We start from the raw sequence: 23,533 nt of genomic DNA, 5'->3' as shown, positions 1-23,533 counted from the left end.
TTCGTTTTTTCCAACGCGTGATAGACATCACGGATGCATCCATGTGTCACGAGGGAAATCCGGTACGGCTTCACAGATCGCAATGCAAAAATGCCGCTGGATTCAGCGGCATTTCGCAAGATGACCAAGTGTTTGATGGGCCTGCGGGGCGATCGCGCCGCGTTGAGGAGGTGGCCCCAGAATCCGGGCCGACACGCAACAAATTACGCCACTCGAAGCCCGTTTGCTGTGCCCATGCGCCGCGCGTTCAAAGCATGCCGGTTTCGAGCTTGGCCGCGTCGGACATCATCGAATGGTTCCACGGCGGATCGAACACCAGGTCGATGTCCGCCTCGGAAATGGTGGGCACCATTTCGAGCTTGGTGCGCGCGTCATCCACCAGGATGTCGCCCATGCCGCAGCCGGGTGCGGTGAGCGTGAGTTTCACGTAGACCTTGCGCTGTCCATCGTCGAGATGGCCCAGGCTGACGTCGTAGACCAGTCCCAGCTCCACCACGTTGATCGGAATCTCCGGGTCGAACACGGTGCGCAACTGGTCCCACACCAGCTTTTCCACATCCGCATCGCTGGCATCGGCCGCCAGTTCCAGCGGCGGTGGCGGTTCCTTGCCCAGCGCGTCGGCATCATCGCCCGCCACGCGGAACAGGTTGCCCTCCACGTACACCGTGAAGCTGCCGCCCAGGGCCTGGGTGATATAGCCGATCTGGCCTGCGGGAAGAGTCACGCTTTCGCCCTGCGGCACCATGATCACCGTGCAATCACGCGTGAGAGTGAAAGGTTCGCTGTTCAGACTGAAACCGCTCATGCCATCCTGCCGATCATTGGGGACAGGCCGCCATGAGGTGACGGCCCGATTGTCTATTATGCCGGTCGCACGCCCGGCCTGCCCTGTTCCAGATCAGGTCGGCGACGTTTTGTCTCAAGGGCCGGATCGACCAATCCGGTTAAAATGGCTGCTTTTCCAAGGGAATCCAGATGACCATCGCTCCGTTTTCCGCCGCGCGTCGGACATGAGATTGCGCTCGCTTGCCGGCACCATCTTTGCCTTGTTCTGCGCAGCCATGCTCGGTCTGGCGGCCGGTGCGGTGTGGATGCTGGCCGCGGTTTCCCTGGGCCAGGTGGCCGCCTGGCTGGCGTTGCCGGCCGGCTGGTTGCTGGCCACGGCGATGCGACACTGGGTCTATCCCGGCCATCGGCTCGGAGCCGCCACGCTGGCGGCCGCGGCCACCCTGCTCGCGGCGATTTACGTCAGCGTGCTGATCGCCGCCGCGCGGATCGCCGGCAGCATGGGCATCGGCCTGGTCGAGGCGCTGCGCACCGCCGGCGTGGGCATGCTGCTGGAACTGGCCCGGCTGGGGCTTTCCCGCGGGGCGGCCCTCTGGTTTTTCGCCGGCATCGTGCTTGCGGCCATCCTTGGCGCACGGCCGCTGCAGCGCCCGGCGCAAGACTGAGCGCCGGTTCCAGAGCCTGTTCAGAATCTTGTCCGACCCTTGAAGAACGGCCTGTAGAGCCCGCTGGCGGGCGATGCCGTTGTTCTGGATCTGCACAGCATCAAAGCAAGAGCATCGCCCGCCAGCGGGCTTCTACAGGTCACTCCGGCTACCCATCCGTGTATTCACATGGAAAGGTTTTAAACAGGTTGTCAGCCGTCGATCGACTTCAACTGTGTCACCAGTTCGCCGGCGGCAGCCTGGCCGTCGCCGTACAGCATGCGGGTGTTGTCGGCATAGAACAGCGCGTTCTCGATACCGGCGAAGCCGGTGCCGCGGCCGCGCTTGATGACGATGACGTTCTTTGCCAGCGACACGTCGAGGATCGGCATGCCGTAGATCGGCGACGCCGGATCGGTCTTGGCCACCGGGTTGACCACGTCGTTGGCGCCGATCACCAGCGCCACGTCGGTGTTGGGGAATTCGGGATTGATGTCGTCCATGTCGGCGATCAGGTCATACGGCACGCCGGCCTCGGCCAGCAGCACGTTCATGTGCCCGGGCATGCGGCCGGCCACCGGATGGATGGCGAACTTCACCTTCACACCGCGCGAAATCAGCAACTTGGCGAATTCCCATACTTTGTGCTGCGCCTGCGCGACCGCCATGCCGTAGCCCGGCACGATCACCACGCGCTCGGCGTAGGCCATCATCACCGCCGCGTCGCTGGCCTCGATCGGCTTCTGCGCGCCCTCGATGGTTTGCGCGGCGCCACCGGCGACCGCGCCGAAGCTGCCGAACAGCACGTTGCCGATCGAACGGTTCATCGCCTTGGCCATCAGCTGGGTCAGCAACGTGCCGGCCGCGCCAACCACCATGCCGGCGATGATCATCGCCTCGTTGCCCAGCACGAAGCCCTCGAAGGCCACGGCCAGTCCGGTGAAGGCGTTGTACAGCGAGATCACCACCGGCATGTCGGCGCCGCCGATCGGCAAGGTCATCATCAGGCCGAACAGCAGGGCCAGCACGAAGAACGCGGCGATCAGCCAGGGCAGCAGCAAGTCGTTGCCGATCGCCACCAGGCAGGCCACCGCAAGCACCAGCACCGCCAAGTTGAGCAGCCGCTGGCCGGGAAACACGAAACGCTTGTCCATCCAGCCTTGCAGCTTGGCGAAAGCCACCATTGAACCGGAGAACGACACCGCGCCGATCAGCGCCCCCACCAGCGCCAGCCACAACGGCGCGGCGTCCGGCAGTTGCCGATAGCTGAAGGTGTCGCCGACGCTCACGCCGCCACCCACCTGCGCTGACATCGCGAAGGAAACATGGGCGGCGGCGGCAAAGCCCAGCAACTCCACCGCCCCGATTGCCGCCGCCGCGCCACCGCCCATGCCGTTGTACAGCGCCACCATCTGCGGCATCGCAGTCATCGCCACGCGTCGACCGGTCCACCAGGCGGCGCTCACGCCGATCACCACTGCGGCAAGAATCAGCCCGCGGTTATGCATGCCCGGCAGCGCAAAGGTGGCCAGCACCGCCAGCAGCATGCCCACGCCCGCCCACACGATGCCGCCACGCGCGGTGCGTGGCGAGCTCATGCGCTTCAGACCCAGGATGAACAGCAGGGCGGCGAGGAAATAGCACGCCTTGATCAGCGTCGGCAGCCAGCTCATGCCTTGTCTCCCGGCTTCTTGCTGGACTTGAACATCTCCAGCATGCGCTCGGTGACCACGTAGCCACCGGCCGCATTGCCGGCGCCCAGCAGCACGCCGAGGAAGCCGATGCCGATGCCCAGCGGCGTTTGCGCATGGCCCAGCGCTATCATCGCCCCTACCAGCACGATGCCATGCACGAAATTGGAACCGGACATGAGCGGGGTGTGCAAAATCACCGGCACCCGCGAGATGATCTCGTAGCCGGTAAATGCGGCCAGCATGAAAATGTACAGCGCCAGGAACCCGTCGAGCATGTGCTTCCCCTGCCATTTCGCCGTTGTCACCGCATCATACGGTACAAGCGATGGTCTGCTTAACGCCAAGGCATCACCTCGATATTCGAATACGGGTGATCAGGGCCGGCGTGGTCGTGGTGGCCGCCAGGACACCCCGGGGTCAACCTGTACGAGCCTGCCGCGTTGAACGTGGAAACCGGACCGATGGACCCCGACCATGCGCCCCCGCCTGAAACGGAAGACAGCGCCGTGAACAGTCTTGCCCCCGCATTGGGCGAGGCGGAGCTGCTGGCGCGCGAGGAACAGGCCACGCCCGCCACGCTGGACGCCTTCCTGGCCCAGGTGGAACGACGTGCCTTCCGCATGGCCGAGATGCATCTGGGCCATCGCGAGGACGCGATGGATGCCGTGCAGGACGCCATGTTGCGGTTGGTCAGGCATTACCGCGACAAGCCCGCCGCGGAATGGGCGCCACTGTTCTGGGGCATCCTGCGCCGGCGCGTGGTGGACCTGCAGCGTCGCCGCAAGGTGCGCTCGATCATGATCGGCTGGCTGGGCGGTGGTCGTGATGCCGAGGGCGACGAATTGCCTGCCTGGGAGCCGGCCGACACCGGCCCCGGGCCGCTGGACCGGTTGAATGACGCCCAATCCTGGGCCGACATGGCTGCTGCGGTGAAGCAATTGCCCCAGCGCCAACGCGAAGCTTTCATGCTGCGCGTGCTGGAAGGCCTGGACGTGGCGGAAACCGCCCAGGCCATGGGCTGCTCGGAAGGCAGCGTGAAAACCCATCTGTCGCGCGCGATGCACAGCTTGCGCGACCAACTGGAGGACTGGCGATGAACAACGCGTCCGACAAGGCATTCGAACAGCGCGCCCGCGCGCTTTATCACGAAGCCAGCCGGCAACTCGACCCCGCCACCGCAGGGCGCCTGCGCGCCGCGCGCCGCACCGCCCTGCAGGCGGCACAAGCTCCCGTACACCATCGCTTGCGTACGCTGCTGCCGGTCGGCGCACTGGCCGCGGTGGCGCTGGCGGCACTGATGGTGTGGCAGCCGCTGCAGCGCGGCAACGTGTCGGCTCCGGCAGACGCCATGTCCGCCATCAGCTCGCCCGCAAGCAACGAATTGCCGCCGGACCTCGATGGCCATGACGACCCCAAGCTGTACCAGAATCTCGATTTCTACAGCTGGCTGGCGTCCAACAAGGCCCAGACGACGGATACGCACTGACCCATGAGCATGTTCCGCCTCGTCCTGCTTCTGTCACTGGCTCTGCTGTTCGGTCTGCCCGGCACGCTGCGCGCGCAAGCCGCGGCGCACCCGTGGCAAAGCCTGACGCCGGCGCAACAGGATCTGCTGTCGCCACTGCGCGACAAGTGGAACACCCTGCCGGCGCATCGGCAGGATCACCTATTGGAAAAGACCACGCAGTGGGTCACCCTGCCGCCCGCGAAACGCGAGGAGATCCGCGAGCGCATCGCCCGCTGGCAGAACATGACACCCGAGCAACGCGCCGAAACGCGCCAAGCCATGGCCCGGTTCCATCGACTTCCGCCGGCACGCCAGCAACAACTGCGCGCAGCCTTCGAACGGTTCCACCAATTGCCGCCCTCGCAACGCGAACAACTGCTGCAACAGTGGCAATCGAAGACGCCCGCCGAGCGCAAGCAGTGGGTTCACCACATGGGACCCGGCGGTGCCATTCCGCCGCCCAGCATGCGCTCGTTCGGAAGACGGGGGCATCCGTAAGCGCAGGTGCCGAAACCGGCACCTCGCGAATGGCGCACCGACTTCATCCGCCCGCCGGACACCGCAACCCGATGCGATATCCGGGTGACGCAAGCGTCAGCCCTGGAAAATCCGTTCGCCCGCGCGCACCAGGCAGCTTTTCGCGACCAGTTCGTCGTCGAAATCCGGCTGCAAGGCATCGTCGTGAACCAGCAGCTCGACGAAATGCTGCACGTTGCGCGCATACATTTCCGAGGCGTGCAATGGCGCACCCGCCGGCAGATTGAGCGGTCCCAGGATGGTCACGCCGCCATGCACCACGCGCTCGCCCGGACGGGTCAGCGCGCAGTTGCCACCGCTTTCGGCGGCCATGTCGACGATCAGCGCACCCGGCTTCATGCCTTCCACCATCACCTGGCTGAGAATCTTCGGCGCAGGACGGCCGGGAACCGCGGCGGTGGACACCACCACGTCGAATGGCTTCAAGTGATCGGCCAGCGCCTGTTGCTGGGCGGCGCGCTCCTCGGCCGACAACTCGCGCGCATAACCACCGCTGCCGGCGGCACTAACGCCGAGATCAAGGAATTTCGCACCCAGCGATTCCACCTGTTCGCGTGTCTCCGGGCGCACGTCGTAACCCTCGATCTGTGCGCCCAGCCGACGGGCCGTGGCGATGGCCTGCAGGCCCGCCACGCCCGCACCGATCACCAGCACTTTCGACGGGCGAATGGTACCGGCCGCGGTGGTCAGCATCGGGAAGAATTTCGGGCAAGCCTCGGCGGCGATCAGCATCGCGCGATAGCCCGAAACCGCAGCCTGCGAACTGAGCACATCCATCGCCTGCGCGCGCGTGGTACGCGGCAGCAACTCCAGCGCGAAGGCGGTGAGCTTGCGTGCAGACAATGCGGCGAGGCGTGCATCAGCGCCGTAAGGGCGCAGTTGCCCGACCACCACGCTACCGTCGCGCAACCGACCAAACACGGCGTCTTCCGGCGGCAACACGCAGGCCAACAGGTCGGCCTGGGCCAGCACCGCATCGGCGGCGGCGAATTCCACATCGACATAGCTGGCGTCAGGGAAACCGGCGGCCTCGCCCGCACCGTGCTCCAGCAATACGCGTACGCCCTTGCCGCGCCACTTCTTCGCTGCCTCGGGTGTAATCGCCACGCGCCGCTCGGCGGCGGCGGTTTCGCGCAATGCAGCCACGGTGATCGACATCGTGCATCCCCTGCGTAGGTGTCCATGCATCGTAGAAGTCCGCAGGCGAGAAACCAAGCGCATCGCTTATGACATCGACGCTGGCCGGATGCTTGCTCGTCAATATGGTGGCGGGAGTAGACTGGACCGCCGGCCGGTTTGCATGGCACGCGTCGGGGGATGGACCGCCCCGACGACCCGGATGCCCATGAACGAAACTGCCGAAACCCTGTTGCACGAAGCCCGCCAGGCACGCGAACGCGCCTACGCTCCCTATTCGCATTTCCTGGTCGGCGCCGCCCTGCTCACTCGCGACGGGCGCCGATTCGACGGCTGCAACGTCGAGAATGCCGCCTATGGCCTGTGCAACTGCGCCGAACGCACCGCCCTGTTCAGCGCCATCGCCGCCGGCTGCAAACCGGGCGATTTCGCCGCCCTGGCGGTGACCGCCGACACCCCCGAGCCGGTCTCGCCGTGCGGCGCCTGCCGCCAGGTGCTGGCCGAACTGTGCGATGCCGACATGCCGGTCTGGCTGGGCAATCTCGGCGGAAAGATGCAACAGACCACGGTGGCCGACCTGCTGCCCGGCGCGTTCCGGCTGGAGCCCCGGCAAGGCTGATGCCGATTTTCCCCGCGCGTTAACATGCACGTTCCCCCGCTGAGCCCGTTCCCCATGTCCGCTCCGCTCGACCTGCTGAACCAGCGTCACTCCGTGCCCTCGCGCCAACTCGGCGAACCGGCGCCGGACGACACCACCCTGCGCGCCCTGCTGCAGGCCGCCATCCGCGTGTCCGACCACGGCAAACTGGTGCCGTTCCGGCTGATCAAACTGCGTGGCGAAGCCAAGCTGCAATTCGGTGAACGACTGGCCGAACGCGCCATCGCACGCGATCCGGACCTGCCCGAATCCAAGCAGGAGAAGGAACGCCTGCGTTACACCTTCGCCCCGCTGGTGATCGTGGTGGTGGCCTGCCTGCACCCGGACAGCTCGGTGCCGGAAATCGAGCAGAAACTGTGCGCCGGCAACGTCGCCTGCAACCTGCTGCTCGGCGCCCACGCACTGGGTTATGGCGCGCAATGGCTGACCGGCTGGGCTGCCTACGACGACGAGGCCGCTCGCATCATCGGCCTGGGTGCGCACGAACACGTGATCGGCTTCGTGCATATCGGCACGCCGCGCATCGACGTGCCCGACCGCGACCGCCCCGCGCTGGACGACCTGCTCAGCACGTGGACGCCGTGAACGCGAACGTCACCGCGGGCATCCCGCGCCAGGCCGCCCACCTGGTCGACGGCAGCCTGTACGTGTTCCGCGCCTGGCACTCGATGCCGGACGAATTCCATGACCGCGACGGCCACCCGGTCAATGCCGTGCACGGCTTCACGCGTTTTCTCTGCGAGCTGCTGGAAAAGGCACGCCCCGAACATGTCGCAGTGGCTTTCGACGCCTCGCTGACCACCTCGTTCCGCAACGCGATCTACCCCGCCTACAAGGCCAACCGCGAATTGCCGCCGGCCGATCTCGAGCACCAGTTCGTGCTGTGCCGCGAAGTCACTGCCGCGCTCGGCATTCCGGTGCTGATCGACCACAGCTACGAGGCTGACGACCTGATCGGCAGCGCACTGTGGAGCCTGCGGGGTCACGGCCTCTCCAGCGTGATCGTGTCGGCCGACAAGGATTTCGGCCAGTTGCTGGGCGAGCACGACGAACAATGGGACTACGCGCGCAACCTGCGCTGGGGGCCGGCCGGCGTGCACGAAAAGCTGGGCGTGATGCCGCATCAGGTCGCCGACTACCTGGCGCTGTGCGGCGATGCGGTGGACAACATTCCCGGCGTACCCGGCGTCGGTGCCAAGACCGCGGCGGCCCTGCTTTCCCACTTCGGCACTCTCGACGACCTGCTCGACCGGGTGGATGAAGTCGCCTACCTGCGCCTGCGCGGCGCTGCCAGCTGCGCCGCCCGACTGCGCGAACACGGCGAAGCCGCCCGGCTCTACCGCCGGCTCACCCGCATTGCGCTGGATGCGCCCGTGCCTGCCGAAGCGGATGCACTGCGCCGCCAACGCGGTGATGCCGCAGCCCTTGAAGCCTTGTGCGAACGCCTGCGCTTCGGCCCACTCACGCGCAGCCGGCTGGGCGCACTGGCCGACAGCTGATCGACCAACCTCGACGAACGCCGGCTTGCCCGCCGGTTGTCGCCAGGCCGGGCCCGCGTCACCATGGTCGGCATCTTTCACGCTGACGGACCGCCATGGACTCCACCGATCGCCGCATTCCCGCCGACGCCAACGCACCGGTGCAAACCCTCCACGCCGGCCGCTGGCTGAGCCTGCGCCAGCGCGGTCGCTGGGAATACGTGGAACGCAACAACCCGGGCGGCGCGGTGATCATCGTGGCGGTGACGCCCGAAGATCGCGTGCTGTTCGTCGAGCAATACCGCGTGCCGATCCGCCAGTTCACCATCGAGATGCCGGCCGGACTGATCGGCGACGTCGCCGGGCAGGAGCAGGAAGGCGTCCTGCTTGCCGCGCAACGCGAGCTGGAAGAGGAAACCGGTTGGCGCTGTGGCCGTGTGACCTTCGTCCACGCCGGCCCGTCGTCATCAGGCATGAGCACCGAGAACATCGCCTTCGTGCGCGCCCTCGACCTGGTCAAGGTCGGCCCCGGTGGCGGCGACGAAACCGAAAACATCGTGGTGCACGAAGTGCCCCACAACGAAGCCGGCGCATGGCTGTTTGCCCGCGCGGCCGAAGGCTATTCGATCGACCCGAAGCTGTTCGCCGGGCTGTGGTTCCTGGAACACGGGCTTGGCGACCAAGCCGAGTAATTAACCCAGGCTGCGCGCCCGCAATCGCCAAACCGCCAGCAGGATGCCCAGCACGGTCAAGCCGAACCAGGCGATGGCGGTACCCATGTCATCGCCCAACCACAGCACGCCAGCCACGGCTCCGACCGCAACCGCACCGCTGGCTCCTGCCAGCACGGCCTCGATCCGCCTCGGCTTGGCATACAACAGCACTCCGGCACCGAGCATGGCCAGCAACAGCGCCAGCACGCGCCGCGGCCACACGAATTCCGGCGGCACCGGCAAATCGGGATAGATCGCCAGCAGCGGACGGTCACCGATTTCCACGTCGAAGCCCTTGCCGTCCGCAGCACCAGCGGCCGGCACCAGGCGGTTGCCGTCGAGCCGGGCCACCACGGTCACCGTTCCCGTCGGCACCGCGCTCCAGCTCACCCGCAGGTCGCCCAGTTGCGGGCTGGTCGGGCGCGAACTGGTTACCAGCGCATCGTGATGAAAGCTGAAGCTGGCAGCAAGGTTGACCGGCAGGCGACGCATGTCCGGCACCACCGCCTGGCTGCCGGGCAGCGCACGCTGGATCGCCCGGGACAACACGAAGGCGCCGATATTGACTCGCCCGGCATCGAACTCTTGCGACTGCAGGGGAAAATGCGCGGGATTGCCGTGGCCGGGAGCGAAGTGGCTGGCGTCGACCGGATGATCTTCCCAGTCCTGCTCGTATATCGGCGGGCCGCCTGCGCGTATCTCATGCCACTGGAACATCTCCACGTGACGCATCAGCACCGGTGTTGACGCCTGCTGGTTGAACTGGACGTCCAGCGGCGCCTCGACCACGCGTATCGGCCCGCTCACCCGCACCATGTAGCCCTGATCGGCGCCTTGGGGCTGGCCGTTGCTGCCAAGGTCGAGAATCTGCCCGCCATGCCGTTCGGCGGCGCTGCGAAAGCCGATGAGCCCCTGCTCGGTGAGCGCGACCAGTGCCACGCCTGCCAGCACCAGCAGGGCTCCGACCACCAGCAGGATCAGTTGCGGCTTGCGGGCCTGGGCTTGCTTGCGGCGATGGCTCATCGAATCTCCAGCTTCGGTGGTCAGCGGGCGTGCCACCCGCGCAGGTCACGCTGTTCGTCAACGGTGCCGTAGCGGCCGCGTTCATCGCGATGCACCCGAGCCAGCGCACATTCGTGGTCGTGCGTGAAAAACAGTTGCACGTCGCGTGCCAGCTTGTCGTCGAGGAACGCACGCTTCTCGTCGATCAGCTTCTCCGGGTAACGGTCGTAGCCCATCGTGATCGGCAAATGCACCCAGAAGCGCCCCGGGATCAGGTCGGCGCAGAACACCACGCCGCCGACTTCGGCCAGCATCAGGCCCGGCGTGTGGCCATCGGAAAAATGGAAGCGCACCGACTCGCCCAAAGTACGCGAGTGCGCGCCATCGACCCGCTCCAGCCGACCACTCTGTTCCAGCAGCGCCGGCAGTTCGGGAATGAACGAGGCGCGATCACGCGGGTGTGGCTTCAATGCGCGCTGCCAATGCTCGGCGCCCACCACGAAACTGGCCTTCGGGAACAGCAGGCGTGGCGCCTGCCCTTCCTCCCACGCGGCAAGCAAGCCACCGGCGTGGTCGAAGTGCAGGTGCGAGAGCACCACCACGTCGATGTCTTCGTGGCTCAGCCCCGCCTCGGCCAGCGAATCAAGCAGCACGTGATGCGACTCGACCACGCCATAACGTTCGCGCAACGACGGCTCGAAGAACGCGCCGATGCCGGTCTCGAACAGCACGTTGCGCCCGTCGAGATGCTTCACCAGCAGGCAGCGGCAGGCCAGCGGAATGCGGTTCTGCGCATCCGGCGCGATCCAGCGCGACCACAGCGCCTTCGGCGCATTGCCGAACATCGCACCGCCATCGAGCTGCTGCGAGTTACCCAGTAACGACCAGAATTCCATGCTGACTCCAACCCTGCCGCCCTTCATGCCGATGCAGGCCGGCATGACGAGAAAAAATTACTCCACCTTGCCCAGCCCGGACGGGCGACGCGGATCGCTGGCCGCGTCCAGCGTGTTGCTCTTGCGGTCCCAGGTCACCACGTTCATGAAGCCCCAGGATTCGCGCGGCTTGAGCGTGTAGCCCATTTTTTCCAGCGCGGCACTGGTCGCCGGATCGAAGGTGCCGTCCTCCACGTCCACCACATCGGGCAGGAACTGGTGGTGGAAACGCTTGTCCGCGACGATCTGCTGCGCGCTCTGGCCATCGACGAAATGCAGCACGGCTTCCATCACCTGGGTGATGATGGTGGAACCACCCGGCGAGCCGATCACTGCCGTGCGTGTCGGTCCGATCACGATGCTCGGCGACATCGACGACAGCATGCGCTTGCCGCCCACCGGCGCATTCGCCTTGCTGCCGAGCAGTCCGTACACGTTGGGCTTGTTCGGCACCAGCGCGAAATCGTCCATCTCGTCGTTGAGCAGGATGCCGGTGCCCTTGGCGACGAAGGTGGAGCCGAGGATGTAGTTCACGGTGGACGTGATCGCCACCATGTTGCCGTCCTTGTCGATGATCGAGAAATGCGTGGTGTGCATGCCCGGATCGTGGGTCGGCCCGTGTGGCAGCATCGACGACGGCGTGGCCTTGTCGGGCAGGATGCTCTGGCGCAGGCCATCGGCGTAATACGGCGACAGCAGCATCGCCAGCGGCATCTTCACGAAGTCCGGATCACCGAGGTAATCGTTGTGATCGCGGAACGCGCGACGCATCGCCTCGACGATGTAGTGCACGCGGTGGGCCTTGTCCATCTTGTCCAGGTCATAGCCGGACAGGATGTTGAAGATCTCCGCCATTGCCACGCCACCGGAAGACGGCGGCGGCGCGGTGATGATGTGATAGCCGCGGTAGTCGATGGTGATCGGCGTACGTTCCTTGGCGCGGTAGTTGGCCAGGTCGGCCAGCGTCCAGTTGCCGCCGGCCGCACGCACTGCGTCCACCAGCTTTTGCGCCACTTCACCGTGGTAGAAGCCCGCGTCGCCGTGAGCGGCGATCAGCTCCAGCGTGTGTGCCTGGTCGGGATCGCGCCAGATTGCACCCTCCACCGGCGGCTTGCCATTGGGCAGGTACTTGGCCGCCGAGGCCGGCCAGCGCTCGAGGTTCTTCTGCTCGCCCTTGATCGATGACAGCAGGCGCGGATCAGGCTTGAAGCCGTCGCTGGCGATGCGGATCGCTGGCGCCAGCGAGGTCTTCAGCGGCAGCTTGCCGTAATGCTTCGCCAGCCAGACCAGCCCGGCCGGCTCGCCCGGAATGCCGGCGGACAGCGGCCCTTTCAGCGACGCATCGCGGTTGGGCGAACCGTCGGGGTTCACGTAGTCCTTCGGGTTCACCGCCGCCGGCGCCACTTCGCGCGCGTCCAGGAACACATTGCGGTTGCTCTTGGCGATATGCAGCGTGCCCATGAAACCACCGCCGAGACCGGAGCTTTCCGGCTCCACCACCGACAGCGTGGAAGCCACCGCGATGGCTGCGTCAAAGGCATTGCCGCCCTTGGCCAGTACTTCGAAACCGGCATTGGTCGCCAGGAAATTGGCGCTGGCAATGGCTGCGTGACCGGGACGCAAGGCCAGCTGCGAGGCAGCGGCGGCATGGGCCTGCGCCGGTGCCTGATCGGCAGCAGCGAATGCCGGGGCAGCGACCAGGGCAGCGCCCAGCAGCACGATGCGCCAGCGCAACGCAACAGTCATGGCTTGTTCTCCATCAGATGGCGGTACTTGAGTTCGAGGTCGGCACGCGACTCGGGAAGATCGGTATCGACGAGGATGCATTCGACCGGGCACACCTCGACGCACTGGGGCTCGTCGTAATGACCGACGCACTCCGTGCACAGGGCCGGATCGATGACGTAGTACTCCTCACCCAGCGAAATCGCCTTGTTCGGGCAAACCGGTTCACAGACGTCGCAGTTGACGCAGGTATCGAGGATTTTCAGGGACATGACATCAAGGCAGGAGTGAGTGAAGAAGAGTGAGAAGTGAGAGAAAGCAAGAACTCGCCGCATACCCGGCTGTTTCTCTCACTCCTCACTTCTCACTGCTCACTCCTGGCGCTTACATCTGCACGAAGCGCACGGTAGCGCCAGTCGGATTGACGGCAGTCTCGACGCGCTGCTCATCGGCCTTGTCACCGATGAACAGCACGATCACGCCCTTGAACGAACCCGGCTTGGCGCCCTGGAAAGCCGCGACGATCAGGTCGGCGGTCTTGCTGGAATCGGGACCGGCGAAGGCCAGCAGGTTGCCCGGCAGCACGCCGCGGGCCACGGTGTCCTGCACATTTTCCAGCTGGCGCTGGTAACCGGCCTTGGAGGCATCGTCGTCACCGGCCGGCACCAGGTACGGGTACGGCTGGGCGGCGGTCATGCCCTGCAGGTTGCTGCGCACCAGTTGGGTCAGGTAAGCGCCCCAGGCCTTGGTGTCGTTCGGGTTGGTCGGCTTGGTCAGCTTCTGCACCTGCGCGGTGGCCTGCTGGTTGCTGTCCTGGTTGTTGCAGGCCGTCAGGGCCAGGCAACCGGTCAGCGCGAGGGCGGTGGCGAGATAGGCGAATTTACGCATGATGATCCCCTTCGGTTTCGGGTGACTTCTTGTGCCAGCGTTGGCGCATGGCTTGTTGTACCGCTGGATGCACGAAGCCGGAAATATCGCCGCCAAGGCGTCCGATCTCGCGCACCAGCGACGAGGAAATGAAACTGTATTGCTCCGCCGGCGTGAGAAACAGCGTCTCCGTCTGCGGAATCAGGTGGCGATTCATGCTCGCCAGCTGGAATTCGTATTCGAAATCCGACACGGCGCGCAGCCCCCGGATGATAACCCCGGCGCCGATCTGGGTGACGAAGCTGGCCAGCAGGCAATCGAACCCGCGGACTTCGACGTTCGGCAGGTCGGCCAGCGCCAGTCGCGCCAGCGCAATGCGTTCGCCGATGCTGAAACCCGGCCCCTTGCCCTTGTTCGGACTCTCGGCCACCGCCACCACGATGCGCTCGAACAGCGGTGCGGCACGGGCGACCAGGTCGGCATGCCCGTTGGTGATCGGATCGAACGTACCCGGATAGACGGCCAGGCGAGTGTTGACGGGTGGCTTGTTCACGGAACGGGGCAACACCTGTGGGGGAGACGCCTAGCTTAACGGAAGGTCACCAGCCCGGCGATACAGGGCAAAGCGCACGTCGCCAGCGGCCCCCTCGCGCCATGCCTGCCAGTTCGCGGGCAGCGCCGGCAGCGTGTTGCGCGGGGATTCCACGTAAATTTGCGCCGACGGCGTCAACCAGCCGCCCTGTTCCAGTTGCCGCGCCAGGGGCGCCCACAGCTCCAGCGCAAAGGGCGGGTCCATGAACACCAGCCCGAAGGTTCGCGGCGCGCCGTGCAGATAGCTGGCTGCATCAGTTGCCGCAACCGCCCCGCCCGGTGCTTTGAGCCGGGCCAGGTTCTCGCGCAATGCCCTCGCCGCCGCCGCGTCGCGCTCCACGAACTGCACGCCGGCCGCGCCGCGCGACAACGCCTCGATGCCCAGTGCCCCCGTCCCCGCGCACAGGTCCAGCGCCTGCACGCCGGCGATGGTCGGGGCAAGCCAGTTGAACAGGGTTTCGCGCACGCGCTCGGGCGTGGGCCGCAAGCCCGGCAGGTCGGGCACGTCCAGTCGGGAGTTGCGCAGGCTGCCGCCGATGATGCGGATGCGTCCGGCCCTGCCGTTCATGCCGCCCGGGCTTCTTGCCGCGGCTCAGCGGCCGGTATGGAAGGGAGTGTTAGCATGCCGCCCATTGTCTTTGAATCGCCGCCGCAATGCTCAAGTTCTGGAAGAAAAAACCCGCCGGCACGACGCCCGAGCAGCCTGCCGACGCGCCCGCCTCGCCATCCGTCGAGGACAACGAAAGCGTTGCCGAAACCCCTGCCGTCACGCCGATAACGGCGGTTGAGCCCGCGCCCGGGCCGGGCATGGACCCGGTTGCGAGCGAACCGGTCGTCGTCGAGCCGGTTCCCGAGGCTCCGGCGGCACCCGCCGAACCGACCCGGCGCGGCTGGCGTGACCGGCTGTCCGGCAGCGGCTTCGCGCGTGGATTGAGCTCGCTGTTCGTGCGCCACCCCAAGCTCGACGACGACCTGCTCGATGAGCTGGAAACCATCCTGATTACCGCCGATGTCGGCATCGAAACCAGCACCGAGCTGGTGGAAAACCTGCGCGCACGCATGCACAAGCGCGAGTTCGCCGACGCAGACGCCCTGCTGGCAGCGCTGCGCCAGGCCCTTCTGGTGCGACTGGCGCTCGTCGAAAAGCCGCTGGACGTGGGCGATCGCCTGCCGTTCGTGATCCTCACCGTGGGCATCAATGGCGTCGGCAAGACCACCACCATCGGCAAGCTGGCGCGCCGCTATCGCGACGAAGGCCGCGAAGTGCTGCTGGCCGCCGGCGATACCTTCCGTGCCGCCGCCGTCGAACAGCTCAAGACCTGGGGTGCACGCAACAGCGTGCCGGTGATCTCGCAGGGCCAGGATGCCGATTCGGCCAGCGTGATCTTCGATGCCCTGCAGACTGCGCGTGCGCGCGGCACCAACGTGCTGATCGCCGACACCGCCGGCCGCCTGCACACCCAGGGCGGTCTGATGGACGAGCTGGGCAAAATCGCCCGCGTGCTGAAGAAGCTCGACCCCGAGGCGCCGCACGAGGTATTGATGGTGATCGACGGCACCACCGGCCAGAACGCGCTCAGCCAGTTGCGCCAGTTCCGCCAGATCGTCGGCGTCACCGGCCTGGTGGTGACCAAGCTGGATGGCACCGCCAAGGGCGGCGTCGTATTTGCGCTGGCCCGCGAGTTCGGCCTGCCGATCCGCTATGTCGGCCTCGGCGAGGGGGCCACCGACCTGCGCACCTTCAATGCCGAGGCCTTCGTCGACGGCCTGCTGCCCCCGCGCCTCGGCCAGCCATGACCCTGTCGCGCCGGCTGCGCCTGACACTGATCGCCTGCGCCGGCGTGGTGTCGGTATTGGTGTTGGCCGTGCTGGTGACGCTGTATCTGTTACTGCAGCCGGATCGCTTCACCGCCATGCTGCAATCGCAGGCGCACGGTGCCGGGCTGGAACTCAGCCTGGCCAGCCCTGCCCACCCGACCCTGCTCCCCTATCCTTCGCTCGAACTGGAAGGGCTGACGCTGACCGCGCAAGGCGCCAGCACGCCGATCCTGCTTGCCGCACGCGGGCGCCTGGCACTGCCCTGGCGCACCATTTTCGGCGGCCCCACCGCCATTTCGCAGCTGGAAATCGACTCGCCTCGCGTGGACCTCGGCGCACTGCAGGACTGGCTCGGCGCGCTGCCGCCACGCCCGGCCAGCGCGCCGCTGCAAGTACCGCGCATCGACACCGGCGTACGCATCACCCAGGGCAGCGTGGTCAGCGGCGACCACCTGTTGTTGAACCAGGTCACCCTGAACGCCGGCAGCCTGATTCCAAACAAGCCGTTCCTGCTCGACGTCACCGCCCGCACCGCCGACGACACTCCGGTTCAATGGCATCTGTCCGCCACACCGCGCATGCAGGGCAACTCGCTGCAACTCGATGACATCGCCTTGCACATCGCGCATGGCAGCACGTTGTCGCTGCAACTGGCCGGCACCGCACGCTGGCAGGGCGCGGCAAACGCCTCGCTGCAACTGCACGGCACGCTGGCCGACAAGGATCGCGGCGACTACAGCACGTCGCTCACGCTGACTCCGGCCGATCAGAACAGCCCGCTGCTATTGGCACTGAAGCTGGATGGCACGGACAACCACGTCGACCTGCGCCTGCCGCCACTGGCACTGGCGCACTGGTGGACCCAACTGGGCAGCACGACCTCCACGCCGCAACTGACCGTGCCACCCGCCAACGGCAGCATCGACGTGGCCAGTCTTGACGTGGGCGGGATGCATATCGAAGGCCTCAGCGTGCGCGCAGGCGACGCCGTGCCTGCGGCCGCATCCAGCACCGCCACGCCAGCTCAACCGGCAAAGACAAAACACGCGCCGAAGCCGAAGAAAAAGTGAGCGATATCGCCGCTCCCCTGCTGGCCTGGTTCGATCACCACGGCCGCCACGACCTGCCCTGGCAGCATGCCGGACCCGGCAACGCACGCGACGCCTACCGCGTGTGGCTGTCCGAAATCATGCTGCAACAGACCCAGGTCGCCACGGTCATTCCCTACTTCCAGCGCTTTGTGGAAACCCTGCCCACGCTGCGCGACCTGGCCGCGGCCGATGAAGACACGGTGCTCGCGCTGTGGTCCGGACTGGGCTACTACCGCCGCGCACGCTTCCTGCAACGCGCCGCGCAAGAATGCGTGGCTCGGCATGGCGGCGAATTGCCACGCGATTTCGACGCGCTCGTTGCGCTGCCGGGCATCGGTCGTTCCACCGCCGGGGCGATCCTCGCGCAGGCGTACGGGCTGCGCTTTCCCATCCTCGACGGCAACGTCAAACGCGTGTTGACCCGCTATCACGGCATCCATGGCCACCCTGGCCAGGGCGCCGTGGAGAAACAGCTCTGGCAGCATGCCGATGCCCACACGCCAAGCCAACGCGTAGCCGACTACACGCAGGCGATCATGGACCTGGGCGCCACTGTATGCGTGCGCTCGCGGCCGCAGTGCGACGCCTGTCCGCTCGCCACGGACTGCGTGGCCCGGCGCGATGGACTCACCGCGCAACTGCCCAGCCCCAAGCCGCGCAAGACCATTCCCGAACGCGACACCGTGATGCTGGTGCTGCGCGACGCACGCGGCAAGATATTGCTCGAACGCCGCGGCCCGCAAGGCGTCTGGTCGGGCCTGTGGAGCCTGCCCGAAGCCGGCGACAACGATGCCGCGTGGCGCATCGCCCAACAGCACGCCGTCATCGACGACGCGCAGGCGCTGACACCCTTCGTCCACGTCTTCAGTCACTATCGGCTGCGGATCGAGCCACTGTTGTTCGACGGCGCGACAGCACACCCCGCGATCGCCGATAATCCCCATCTGCGCTGGTGCGGCGCTGGTGAACTGGCCTCGCTCGGCCTGCCGGCCCCCGTCCGCAGCTTGCTGCAAAGTCTTTGAGGAACTGTTGTCCATGAGCCACACCGTCCATTGCGCCAAGCTCGGCATCGACGCCGAAGGCCTCGACTTCGCCCCCTGGCCCGGCCCGCTCGGCCAGCGCATCTACGCCGAGATCTCCAAGCCCGCCTGGCAGCAATGGCTGGCCCACCAGACCATGCTGATCAACGAAAACCGGCTCAATCCGCTCGATCCCGAGTCACGCAAATTCCTCGCCGGCGAAATGGAGAAATTCCTGTTCGGCGGAGAGCTTTCCCCGGTCCCGGGCTACGTCGCCCCCGACGCCAAGTCTTGACGCCCAACCGCACATCCGCTTTAATGCGCGGCTCCACGCAACACCGATGACCCGCGCGGTCGTCCACCCTTGGCCGGGTAGCTCAGTTGGTAGAGCAGGGGATTGAAAATCCCCGTGTCGGCGGTTCGATTCCGTCCCCGGCCACCATAGATTCTTGCAAAAAGCCTGTCCTCTCCGGATAGGCTTTTTCGTTATGCGCATGGTCACGGCCAGTTCCTGTCGACTGACACGCCACTTCGCGCGTGCTAGCGTGTGTTTCCCCATTCCAGAGGATTGCGCACATGAACAGGCGGTTTGCGGGATCGATGGCAACGGGTGCTTTGATGGCACTGCTTCTGGCGACGCCGGCACTGGCGGCGCTCAAACCGGGCGCCACGGCGCCGGACTTCACGGCCGAGGCCAGCCGGGCCGGCCATGACTTCACCTTTTCGCTCAAGGCAGCCCTGAAGAAGGGGCCGGTGGTGGTGTATTTCTACCCGTCGGCCTATACCGGCGGCTGCGACCTCGAGGCGCATACCTTCGCCACCGAGAAGGACAAATTCGATGCGGCGGGCGCCACCATCATCGGCGTGTCGGCGGACAGCATCCAGCGGCTGAACACGTTCTCGGCGGACCCGAAATACTGCGCCGGCAAATTCCCGGTGGCTTCCGACGCGCACGGCAAGATCGCCGCGTCCTACGACCTCAAGACAATGGCGTCGCAAGCCGGCATGAAGGACGTGCGTGGCGTGGCGATCGACCACGGCTTCATCCCGCGCACCACCTTCGTGATTGCCCGCGACGGCCACATCGTCGCTGCGCTTTCCTCGGAAGCCGACCACCTGCGGCCGGACCAGCACGTGACGAAGTCGCTGGCCATCGTGCAGAAACTGCAGGCGGGCAAGGCGCCGTAATCGATGGCGCTGCGGAACAGGTTCACGCGAAGCTTCCCCACGGTTCTGGCCGCAAGCCTGCCGTTGCTGGCCATTTCGGCCTGCTCGCCGCACTCGCCCGCCACCGCCACGACGCCCGTGGCGGTGTCGGTATCCGCACAAGCCGGCCCATGCAGCGCAACGCAACTCGCACTCGGCCTCGATGGTGGTGACGGGCGGTTCAACGGCATGTCGCACTCCGGCACCATGCTGGTCCTGCGCAACCACGGCAAGGCGCCGTGCACGATGCCGGCACGCCCGCTGCCGCAATTCACCGACAGCGGCCGGCAGCCGCTGGACATCGTCATGCAAGCCCCGGTGGGAATGCATCCGGGACCGGTACTGCTGCCCGTCGTGGTGCCGCCCGGGGCAACGGTGACGAGTGACATGCGCTGGGTTTCCGGCAACGTCTACGACCACGGTCACTGCGAATCGCCGGCATTCATCACGCTGAAGATCGGCAAGGAAGCGGTGTCCTCCGCGTTTTCCGGCCACCTGTGCGGCGCCGGCGGCAAACCGTCCAGCTATTCGATGACGCCATTCCGGGCCGCAACGACGCATCCCTGAGGTGACTTCCGCGTCACGCGGCGACAGGCATGCTGCCGTCGATCGGATTTCGCAGGAGTTTCCCGCATGAAGCCACCACGCACCCTGTTGATCATCCCAGCCCTGCTGCTTGCCGGCTGCCAGACACCCGCCCCTGACGTGACAGCGAAGACATTCAGCTACCGCTGCGACGACGGTCGCAGCGTGCAGGCCAGTTACCCCGACGCGGATACCGCCGTGTTGACGCTCGCCGGGCATGCCCACCGCCTGCACATCGCCCGATCCGCCGATGGCGCGCGCTACGTTGGCGACACCTGGCAGTGGTGGACCAAGGGCATGCACGATGCCTCCCTCGCACCACTCAAGCCGGGGGAAACCTACGCATCGGCGCCGGGCGTGGCCTGCCACGCGCCCTGACGAAGCGGGCCGGTTCGCGCATCAGGCCCCTTGGTCAGACACTTGCCCCGTGCCTGCCATCGCGCCGTCCCGCCACGGCAACCGCTGCGTCATGCAGTGATCGCATCATGCCTCCCCACCCCACCCGGAGGATGCCGCCATGCTGACGCAATACGTGTTCCCCTCGAAGCTTGGGCTGTTCCGCATCGTGCAGCACGGCCGTCGCTGGCGCGCCCTGCACGATCGCATCGAATGCGGCCGGCACGACTCGGCGGAGATCGCACTGGCAACCTTGCGCAACACCTGGCCGCAGGCCCGGCTGCCGATATCGCTGGATGCGTGGCGCTGTCCGTCGAAGCCATCCTTCGCACGCGCCTCATGCACGCCCCTGCCGCGCTGGTGCACCGCTTACTGAGCGGGCGCACGGTGCGGGCGCAAGTCATTCCTTCGCGTTGATCACCGCCAGGAAATCGCGGCCATAGCGCTTGAGCTTGGCTTCGCCGACGCCGCTGACCTCGGCCAACTCGTCCTCGTTGGCCGGCATCGCGCGCAGCATGGCCAGCAGCGTGGCATCGTGGAACACCACGTACGGAGGCACGCCCTGCTGCTTCGCCAGTTGCGTGCGCAGGGCGCGCAAGGCGTCCCACAACGGCTGCTCGTACGCCTCGATGCCGATGCTGGCCCCGGTGACGAGCTGGCTGTCGCGGCGACGGCGCGTGGAGCGCACCGGCTTGGCATCCTCGCGCAGCAATACCCGTCGTCCATCGACCAGCACTTCGCGACTGGCCTTGGTCAGCCGCAGCGTGCCGTAGCCTTCCGCGTCGGTGGCCAGCAGGCCGGCGGCCAGCAACTGGCGGAACACCGAGCGCCAGCCCTTCTCGTCCATGTCGGCGCCGATGCCGAAGGTGCTGAGCTTGTCGTGACCGAGCTGGCCCACGCGCTCGCTGTCCACGCCACGCAGGATGTCGACGACATGGCCGGCGCCGAAACGCTGGCCGCTGCGATACACCGCCGACAACGCCTTCTGCGCGGGCACGGTGGCGTCCCAGGTTTTCGGCGGTTCGACGCAGTTGTCGCAATGGCCGCAGGGGCCATGGAATGCCTCGCCGAAGGCACCGAGCAGCAGCTCGCGCCGGCAACGCGTGGCTTCGGCATAGGCCAGCAGTGATTCCAGTTTCTGCCGTTCGACGCGCTTGCGCTCGTCGCCCGATTCGGACTGCGCAATCATCTGGCTCATCGTCACCACGTCGGACAGGCCGTAGACCATCCACGCCTCGGCCGGCAGGCCATCGCGACCGGCGCGGCCGGTTTCCTGGTAATAGCCTTCCATCGAACGCGGCAGGTCCAGGTGCGCAACGAAGCGCACGTCCGGCTTGTCGATGCCCATGCCGAACGCCACCGTGGCCACCATCACCACGCCATCCTCGCGCAGGAAGCGCTGCTGATGCCGCGCGCGCGTGGCCGCGTCGAGCCCGGCGTGGTACGGCAGCGCCTCGATCCCGGCCTCGGCCAGCCACGCGGCGGTGTCGTCCACCTTCTTGCGGCTCAAGCAATAGACGATGCCGGCCTCGCCACGATGCCCCTCGATGAAACGCATCAGCTGCGTACGCGGGTTGTGCTTCAGCATCACCCGGTAGCCGATGTTCGGACGGTCAAAACTGGAGATGAACTGGCGCGCATCCTGCAATGCCAGCCGCTCGACGATCTCCTCGCGCGTGCGCGGGTCGGCGGTGGCGGTGAGCGCGATGCGCGGCACGTGCGGGAAGCGCTCGTGCAGCAGGGTCAGCTCACGGTATTCGGGGCGGAAATCGTGGCCCCATTGCGATACGCAATGCGCTTCGTCGATGGCGAACAGCGCGGGTTCCATGCGTTCCAGCAACCCCAGGAAGCGCGACGTGAGCAGGCGCTCCGGCGCCACGTAGAGCAGGTTCAATTCGCCGGCCAGCAACTGCCGTTCCACCTCACGCTGGCTTTCGGCATCCAGGCTGGAGTTGAGGTAGGCCGCGGCCACGCCGGCGGCGCGCAAGGCGTCCACCTGATCCTGCATCAACGCGATCAGCGGCGAGACCACGATGCCGGTGCCCTGCCGCAGCAGCGCGGGAATCTGGTAGCACAGCGACTTGCCGCCGCCGGTGGGCATGAGCACCAGCGCATCGTGGCCTTCGGCCAAGTGTTCGACGATGGCCTGTTGCTCGCCGCGGAAACTGGAATAGCCGAAAACGCTTTCGAGGATGTCGAGGGGGGAGGACTGCATTGCACACATGCTAGCAAACCGCACGCGGGCAGCGACCGGTCCGCGACGATGGCGCCTGTCGGGCGGACCCGCGTCAGGCGTCGGGCATGCCCCACAGGACGCGGTCGGTATCCGCGTCCAGTCCGAACGCGCTCAGCGCGACCCGCCCATTCTTCACCTCCACCCCTTCCGCGCGCAATCGCCGACATTGTTCACGGAAGCCACGACTGCCTGCAGGCAACGCGATATGGCCGCTGGAGCGCAATACGCGGAACCACGGCAGTTCCATCCCGTCAGGCACTTCGCCGAGCAATTTGCCCACCAGCCGGGCGCGCCCCGGCAAGCCGGCTCGCGCGGCGATGGCGCCATAGCTGGCGACGCGACCGGGCGGAATCGCGGCGATGGCGGCGTACACGCGCGCGTGGCTGTCCTGCATGGCAATCATTTGGGTGACGGAAGGCGCACAGGGTACCATCGGGATATCGCCGGCCAGGCAGTTCAACAAGGAAGCCGCACCATGCGTCACTTCGAAGCCGTGCGTTCGCATATCGGTAGTCAGTACACGCTGCGCCAGAACGATCCCTACCTGATCAGCTTCGACCTGCGACTGCCGCAAGGTCGCAACCAGGGCATTTACCTGGCCGAACTGGAGGACGAGGGCGGGCGACGTTACCTGCGCGTGTCCACGCCGATCGGGCCGCTGGCAGGCACCGACCCGCATCGCTGCCTGCGCTTCAACTGGGAACAGCGCTGCGGCTTCCTGGCCGTGACCGACCTGGATGGCTCACCGTTCCTGCACCTGTGCGAGAACCGCCCCTACGAACTGCTGGACGAAGCCGAATTGCAACGCCTGATCGGCGAGATTGGCCTGCTCGGCGACCAGCTCGAACGCGCCATCGCCGACGACGGCGACGCGCTCTAGCACGACGCGCTCTAGCAAGCTGTCTGGC

General features: G+C 66.4%; 30 protein-coding genes and 1 tRNA gene. 18 read left to right on the top strand and 13 right to left on the bottom strand.

Annotated features, from left to right (window positions below; all coding sequences use genetic code 11):
- Positions 1-247 precede the first annotated feature (247 nt).
- The gene (gene sufT / locus BMY90_RS15530) at positions 248-805 is read right to left on the bottom strand and encodes a putative Fe-S cluster assembly protein SufT (RefSeq protein ID WP_092705111.1); all 558 of its coding nucleotides are present in this window, start codon (positions 803-805) and stop codon (positions 248-250) included.
- 205 nt (positions 806-1,010) lie between these two features.
- Here sufT and BMY90_RS15525 point away from each other — a divergent pair, with 205 nt between their 5' ends.
- Positions 1,011-1,451: a hypothetical protein gene (locus BMY90_RS15525; RefSeq protein ID WP_092705110.1), complete on the top strand. Its 441-nt coding sequence runs from the start codon at positions 1,011-1,013 to the stop codon at positions 1,449-1,451.
- Positions 1,452-1,642: 191 nt separating this feature from the next.
- On the opposite strand, the gene BMY90_RS15520 is transcribed toward BMY90_RS15525, so the two are convergent.
- Both BMY90_RS15520 and BMY90_RS15515 read right to left on the bottom strand, forming a co-directional pair.
- Entirely contained in the window at positions 1,643-3,103 is a 1,461-nt protein-coding gene (locus BMY90_RS15520; RefSeq protein ID WP_092705109.1) for an NAD(P)(+) transhydrogenase (Re/Si-specific) subunit beta, read from the bottom strand.
- Positions 3,100-3,399, bottom strand: coding sequence for an NAD(P) transhydrogenase subunit alpha part 2 (locus BMY90_RS15515; protein WP_008207953.1), 300 nt, complete (start codon positions 3,397-3,399; stop codon positions 3,100-3,102). The genes BMY90_RS15520 and BMY90_RS15515 overlap by 4 nt, the downstream gene beginning before the upstream one ends.
- Positions 3,400-3,585: 186 nt before the next feature.
- Here BMY90_RS15515 and BMY90_RS15510 point away from each other — a divergent pair, with 186 nt between their 5' ends.
- Genes BMY90_RS15510 through BMY90_RS15500 form a run of 3 tightly spaced genes read left to right on the top strand, consistent with a single transcriptional unit; the run spans position 3,586 to position 5,129 of the window.
- The gene (locus BMY90_RS15510; RefSeq protein ID WP_008207955.1) at positions 3,586-4,221 is read left to right on the top strand and encodes an RNA polymerase sigma factor; all 636 of its coding nucleotides are present in this window, start codon (positions 3,586-3,588) and stop codon (positions 4,219-4,221) included.
- On the top strand, positions 4,218-4,610 hold the full coding sequence (locus BMY90_RS15505; RefSeq protein ID WP_092705108.1) for a hypothetical protein: 393 nt from the start codon (positions 4,218-4,220) through the stop codon (positions 4,608-4,610). Before BMY90_RS15510 ends, BMY90_RS15505 begins: the two co-directional genes overlap by 4 nt.
- A 3-nt stretch (positions 4,611-4,613) precedes the next feature.
- Positions 4,614-5,129 carry a DUF3106 domain-containing protein gene (locus BMY90_RS15500; protein WP_092705107.1) on the top strand — a complete coding sequence of 172 codons (516 nt, stop codon included), beginning with the start codon at positions 4,614-4,616 and terminating at the stop codon, positions 5,127-5,129.
- A gap of 96 nt (positions 5,130-5,225) precedes the next feature.
- On the opposite strand, the gene BMY90_RS15495 is transcribed toward BMY90_RS15500, so the two are convergent.
- The gene (locus tag BMY90_RS15495; protein WP_092705106.1) at positions 5,226-6,326 is read right to left on the bottom strand and encodes an NAD(P) transhydrogenase subunit alpha; all 1,101 of its coding nucleotides are present in this window, start codon (positions 6,324-6,326) and stop codon (positions 5,226-5,228) included.
- A 187-nt stretch (positions 6,327-6,513) separates the two neighbouring features.
- On the opposite strand from BMY90_RS15495, the gene cdd reads away from it, so the two are divergent.
- The 4 genes from cdd (at position 6,514) to BMY90_RS15475 (ending at position 9,133) form a co-directional block, all read left to right on the top strand.
- The gene (gene cdd / locus BMY90_RS15490) at positions 6,514-6,924 is read left to right on the top strand and encodes a cytidine deaminase (RefSeq protein WP_092705105.1); all 411 of its coding nucleotides are present in this window, start codon (positions 6,514-6,516) and stop codon (positions 6,922-6,924) included.
- Positions 6,925-6,978: 54 nt separating this feature from the next.
- A complete protein-coding gene (locus BMY90_RS15485; RefSeq protein WP_092705104.1) occupies positions 6,979-7,548 on the top strand; it encodes a nitroreductase family protein in 570 nt (189 codons plus the stop codon).
- 83 nt (positions 7,549-7,631) lie between these two features.
- Positions 7,632-8,462, top strand: coding sequence for a 5'-3' exonuclease (locus tag BMY90_RS15480; protein ID WP_245735063.1), 831 nt, complete (start codon positions 7,632-7,634; stop codon positions 8,460-8,462).
- A 95-nt stretch (positions 8,463-8,557) separates the two neighbouring features.
- Positions 8,558-9,133 carry an NUDIX hydrolase gene (locus tag BMY90_RS15475; protein WP_092705102.1) on the top strand — a complete coding sequence of 192 codons (576 nt, stop codon included), beginning with the start codon at positions 8,558-8,560 and terminating at the stop codon, positions 9,131-9,133.
- Here BMY90_RS15475 and BMY90_RS15470 read toward each other — a convergent pair whose 3' ends face one another.
- The 7 genes from BMY90_RS15470 to rsmD form a co-directional block, all read right to left on the bottom strand.
- On the bottom strand, positions 9,134-10,177 hold the full coding sequence (locus BMY90_RS15470; RefSeq protein WP_092705129.1) for a TMEM43 family protein: 1,044 nt from the start codon (positions 10,175-10,177) through the stop codon (positions 9,134-9,136).
- A 20-nt stretch (positions 10,178-10,197) separates the two neighbouring features.
- Positions 10,198-11,052, bottom strand: a complete 855-nt coding sequence (locus tag BMY90_RS15465; RefSeq protein WP_092705101.1) for an MBL fold metallo-hydrolase — start codon at positions 11,050-11,052, stop codon at positions 10,198-10,200.
- A gap of 57 nt (positions 11,053-11,109) precedes the next feature.
- Positions 11,110-12,837, bottom strand: a complete 1,728-nt coding sequence (ggt, locus tag BMY90_RS15460; RefSeq protein WP_092705100.1) for a gamma-glutamyltransferase — start codon at positions 12,835-12,837, stop codon at positions 11,110-11,112.
- Positions 12,834-13,088 carry a YfhL family 4Fe-4S dicluster ferredoxin gene (locus BMY90_RS15455; protein ID WP_008213607.1) on the bottom strand — a complete coding sequence of 85 codons (255 nt, stop codon included), beginning with the start codon at positions 13,086-13,088 and terminating at the stop codon, positions 12,834-12,836. The genes ggt and BMY90_RS15455 overlap by 4 nt, the downstream gene beginning before the upstream one ends.
- A 112-nt stretch (positions 13,089-13,200) precedes the next feature.
- A complete protein-coding gene (locus BMY90_RS15450; RefSeq protein WP_008213608.1) occupies positions 13,201-13,704 on the bottom strand; it encodes a hypothetical protein in 504 nt (167 codons plus the stop codon).
- Positions 13,697-14,236 carry a pantetheine-phosphate adenylyltransferase gene (gene coaD, locus BMY90_RS15445; protein WP_037100952.1) on the bottom strand — a complete coding sequence of 180 codons (540 nt, stop codon included), beginning with the start codon at positions 14,234-14,236 and terminating at the stop codon, positions 13,697-13,699. Before coaD ends, BMY90_RS15450 begins: the two co-directional genes overlap by 8 nt.
- A gap of 30 nt (positions 14,237-14,266) precedes the next feature.
- Entirely contained in the window at positions 14,267-14,842 is a 576-nt protein-coding gene (gene rsmD, locus BMY90_RS15440; RefSeq protein ID WP_008213610.1) for a 16S rRNA (guanine(966)-N(2))-methyltransferase RsmD, read from the bottom strand.
- Positions 14,843-14,928: 86 nt separating this feature from the next.
- Here rsmD and ftsY point away from each other — a divergent pair, with 86 nt between their 5' ends.
- The 9 genes from ftsY (at position 14,929) to BMY90_RS15395 (ending at position 20,765) form a co-directional block, all read left to right on the top strand.
- Positions 14,929-16,071: a signal recognition particle-docking protein FtsY gene (gene ftsY, locus BMY90_RS15435; protein ID WP_092705099.1), complete on the top strand. Its 1,143-nt coding sequence runs from the start codon at positions 14,929-14,931 to the stop codon at positions 16,069-16,071.
- Positions 16,068-17,162 carry an AsmA family protein gene (locus tag BMY90_RS15430; protein ID WP_175481597.1) on the top strand — a complete coding sequence of 365 codons (1,095 nt, stop codon included), beginning with the start codon at positions 16,068-16,070 and terminating at the stop codon, positions 17,160-17,162. Before ftsY ends, BMY90_RS15430 begins: the two co-directional genes overlap by 4 nt.
- The gene (gene mutY, locus BMY90_RS15425) at positions 17,159-18,205 is read left to right on the top strand and encodes an A/G-specific adenine glycosylase (RefSeq protein WP_008213613.1); all 1,047 of its coding nucleotides are present in this window, start codon (positions 17,159-17,161) and stop codon (positions 18,203-18,205) included. Before BMY90_RS15430 ends, mutY begins: the two co-directional genes overlap by 4 nt.
- Positions 18,206-18,218: 13 nt before the next feature.
- On the top strand, positions 18,219-18,497 hold the full coding sequence (locus BMY90_RS15420) for an oxidative damage protection protein (protein ID WP_008213614.1): 279 nt from the start codon (positions 18,219-18,221) through the stop codon (positions 18,495-18,497).
- A gap of 71 nt (positions 18,498-18,568) precedes the next feature.
- Positions 18,569-18,644: transfer RNA gene (locus BMY90_RS15415), tRNA-Phe, on the top strand.
- A gap of 176 nt (positions 18,645-18,820) precedes the next feature.
- Positions 18,821-19,390, top strand: a complete 570-nt coding sequence (locus tag BMY90_RS15410) for a peroxiredoxin (protein ID WP_008213616.1) — start codon at positions 18,821-18,823, stop codon at positions 19,388-19,390.
- Between the two features lie 3 nt (positions 19,391-19,393).
- Positions 19,394-19,975, top strand: coding sequence for a DUF4232 domain-containing protein (locus BMY90_RS15405; RefSeq protein ID WP_092705098.1), 582 nt, complete (start codon positions 19,394-19,396; stop codon positions 19,973-19,975).
- Positions 19,976-20,041: 66 nt separating this feature from the next.
- Positions 20,042-20,371: an MliC family protein gene (locus BMY90_RS15400; protein WP_092705097.1), complete on the top strand. Its 330-nt coding sequence runs from the start codon at positions 20,042-20,044 to the stop codon at positions 20,369-20,371.
- A 139-nt stretch (positions 20,372-20,510) separates the two neighbouring features.
- Positions 20,511-20,765: a hypothetical protein gene (locus BMY90_RS15395; protein WP_008213619.1), complete on the top strand. Its 255-nt coding sequence runs from the start codon at positions 20,511-20,513 to the stop codon at positions 20,763-20,765.
- A 24-nt stretch (positions 20,766-20,789) separates the two neighbouring features.
- Here BMY90_RS15395 and recQ read toward each other — a convergent pair whose 3' ends face one another.
- Both recQ and BMY90_RS15385 read right to left on the bottom strand, forming a co-directional pair.
- The gene (gene recQ, locus BMY90_RS15390) at positions 20,790-22,604 is read right to left on the bottom strand and encodes a DNA helicase RecQ (RefSeq protein ID WP_092705096.1); all 1,815 of its coding nucleotides are present in this window, start codon (positions 22,602-22,604) and stop codon (positions 20,790-20,792) included.
- Positions 22,605-22,677: 73 nt separating this feature from the next.
- Positions 22,678-23,019 (bottom strand): MGMT family protein, encoded by a 342-nt coding sequence (locus BMY90_RS15385; RefSeq protein ID WP_092705127.1) that lies wholly within the window; start codon positions 23,017-23,019, stop codon positions 22,678-22,680.
- A gap of 81 nt (positions 23,020-23,100) precedes the next feature.
- Between BMY90_RS15385 and BMY90_RS15380 the strand changes: the two genes are divergently transcribed.
- Positions 23,101-23,505 carry a hypothetical protein gene (locus BMY90_RS15380; protein WP_008213622.1) on the top strand — a complete coding sequence of 135 codons (405 nt, stop codon included), beginning with the start codon at positions 23,101-23,103 and terminating at the stop codon, positions 23,503-23,505.
- The last annotated feature ends 28 nt before the right edge of the window (positions 23,506-23,533 follow it).

The organism is Rhodanobacter glycinis, from assembly GCF_900114325.1.
Lineage (GTDB): Bacteria > Pseudomonadota > Gammaproteobacteria > Xanthomonadales > Rhodanobacteraceae > Rhodanobacter_A > Rhodanobacter_A glycinis.
Note: the sequence above shows the minus strand (reverse complement) of the source record. Positions and strands in the feature narration are given on the sequence as shown.

Coding starts and splice junctions, on each gene's coding strand:
- sufT (WP_092705111.1), bottom strand. CDS start 805: ATGAGCGGTTTCAGTCTGAACAGCGAACCTTTCACTCTCACGCGTGAT.
- BMY90_RS15525 (WP_092705110.1), top strand. CDS start 1,011: ATGAGATTGCGCTCGCTTGCCGGCACCATCTTTGCCTTGTTCTGCGCA.
- BMY90_RS15520 (WP_092705109.1), bottom strand. CDS start 3,103: ATGAGCTGGCTGCCGACGCTGATCAAGGCGTGCTATTTCCTCGCCGCC.
- BMY90_RS15515 (WP_008207953.1), bottom strand. CDS start 3,399: ATGCTCGACGGGTTCCTGGCGCTGTACATTTTCATGCTGGCCGCATTT.
- BMY90_RS15510 (WP_008207955.1), top strand. CDS start 3,586: ATGGACCCCGACCATGCGCCCCCGCCTGAAACGGAAGACAGCGCCGTG.
- BMY90_RS15505 (WP_092705108.1), top strand. CDS start 4,218: ATGAACAACGCGTCCGACAAGGCATTCGAACAGCGCGCCCGCGCGCTT.
- BMY90_RS15500 (WP_092705107.1), top strand. CDS start 4,614: ATGAGCATGTTCCGCCTCGTCCTGCTTCTGTCACTGGCTCTGCTGTTC.
- BMY90_RS15495 (WP_092705106.1), bottom strand. CDS start 6,326: ATGTCGATCACCGTGGCTGCATTGCGCGAAACCGCCGCCGCCGAGCGG.
- cdd (WP_092705105.1), top strand. CDS start 6,514: ATGAACGAAACTGCCGAAACCCTGTTGCACGAAGCCCGCCAGGCACGC.
- BMY90_RS15485 (WP_092705104.1), top strand. CDS start 6,979: ATGTCCGCTCCGCTCGACCTGCTGAACCAGCGTCACTCCGTGCCCTCG.
- BMY90_RS15480 (WP_245735063.1), top strand. CDS start 7,632: ATGCCGGACGAATTCCATGACCGCGACGGCCACCCGGTCAATGCCGTG.
- BMY90_RS15475 (WP_092705102.1), top strand. CDS start 8,558: ATGGACTCCACCGATCGCCGCATTCCCGCCGACGCCAACGCACCGGTG.
- BMY90_RS15470 (WP_092705129.1), bottom strand. CDS start 10,177: ATGAGCCATCGCCGCAAGCAAGCCCAGGCCCGCAAGCCGCAACTGATC.
- BMY90_RS15465 (WP_092705101.1), bottom strand. CDS start 11,052: ATGGAATTCTGGTCGTTACTGGGTAACTCGCAGCAGCTCGATGGCGGT.
- ggt (WP_092705100.1), bottom strand. CDS start 12,837: ATGACTGTTGCGTTGCGCTGGCGCATCGTGCTGCTGGGCGCTGCCCTG.
- BMY90_RS15455 (WP_008213607.1), bottom strand. CDS start 13,088: ATGTCCCTGAAAATCCTCGATACCTGCGTCAACTGCGACGTCTGTGAA.
- BMY90_RS15450 (WP_008213608.1), bottom strand. CDS start 13,704: ATGCGTAAATTCGCCTATCTCGCCACCGCCCTCGCGCTGACCGGTTGC.
- rsmD (WP_008213610.1), bottom strand. CDS start 14,842: ATGAACGGCAGGGCCGGACGCATCCGCATCATCGGCGGCAGCCTGCGC.
- ftsY (WP_092705099.1), top strand. CDS start 14,929: ATGCTCAAGTTCTGGAAGAAAAAACCCGCCGGCACGACGCCCGAGCAG.
- BMY90_RS15430 (WP_175481597.1), top strand. CDS start 16,068: ATGACCCTGTCGCGCCGGCTGCGCCTGACACTGATCGCCTGCGCCGGC.
- BMY90_RS15420 (WP_008213614.1), top strand. CDS start 18,219: ATGAGCCACACCGTCCATTGCGCCAAGCTCGGCATCGACGCCGAAGGC.
- BMY90_RS15410 (WP_008213616.1), top strand. CDS start 18,821: ATGGCACTGCTTCTGGCGACGCCGGCACTGGCGGCGCTCAAACCGGGC.
- BMY90_RS15405 (WP_092705098.1), top strand. CDS start 19,394: ATGGCGCTGCGGAACAGGTTCACGCGAAGCTTCCCCACGGTTCTGGCC.
- BMY90_RS15400 (WP_092705097.1), top strand. CDS start 20,042: ATGAAGCCACCACGCACCCTGTTGATCATCCCAGCCCTGCTGCTTGCC.
- BMY90_RS15395 (WP_008213619.1), top strand. CDS start 20,511: ATGCTGACGCAATACGTGTTCCCCTCGAAGCTTGGGCTGTTCCGCATC.
- recQ (WP_092705096.1), bottom strand. CDS start 22,604: ATGCAGTCCTCCCCCCTCGACATCCTCGAAAGCGTTTTCGGCTATTCC.
- BMY90_RS15385 (WP_092705127.1), bottom strand. CDS start 23,019: ATGCAGGACAGCCACGCGCGCGTGTACGCCGCCATCGCCGCGATTCCG.
- BMY90_RS15380 (WP_008213622.1), top strand. CDS start 23,101: ATGCGTCACTTCGAAGCCGTGCGTTCGCATATCGGTAGTCAGTACACG.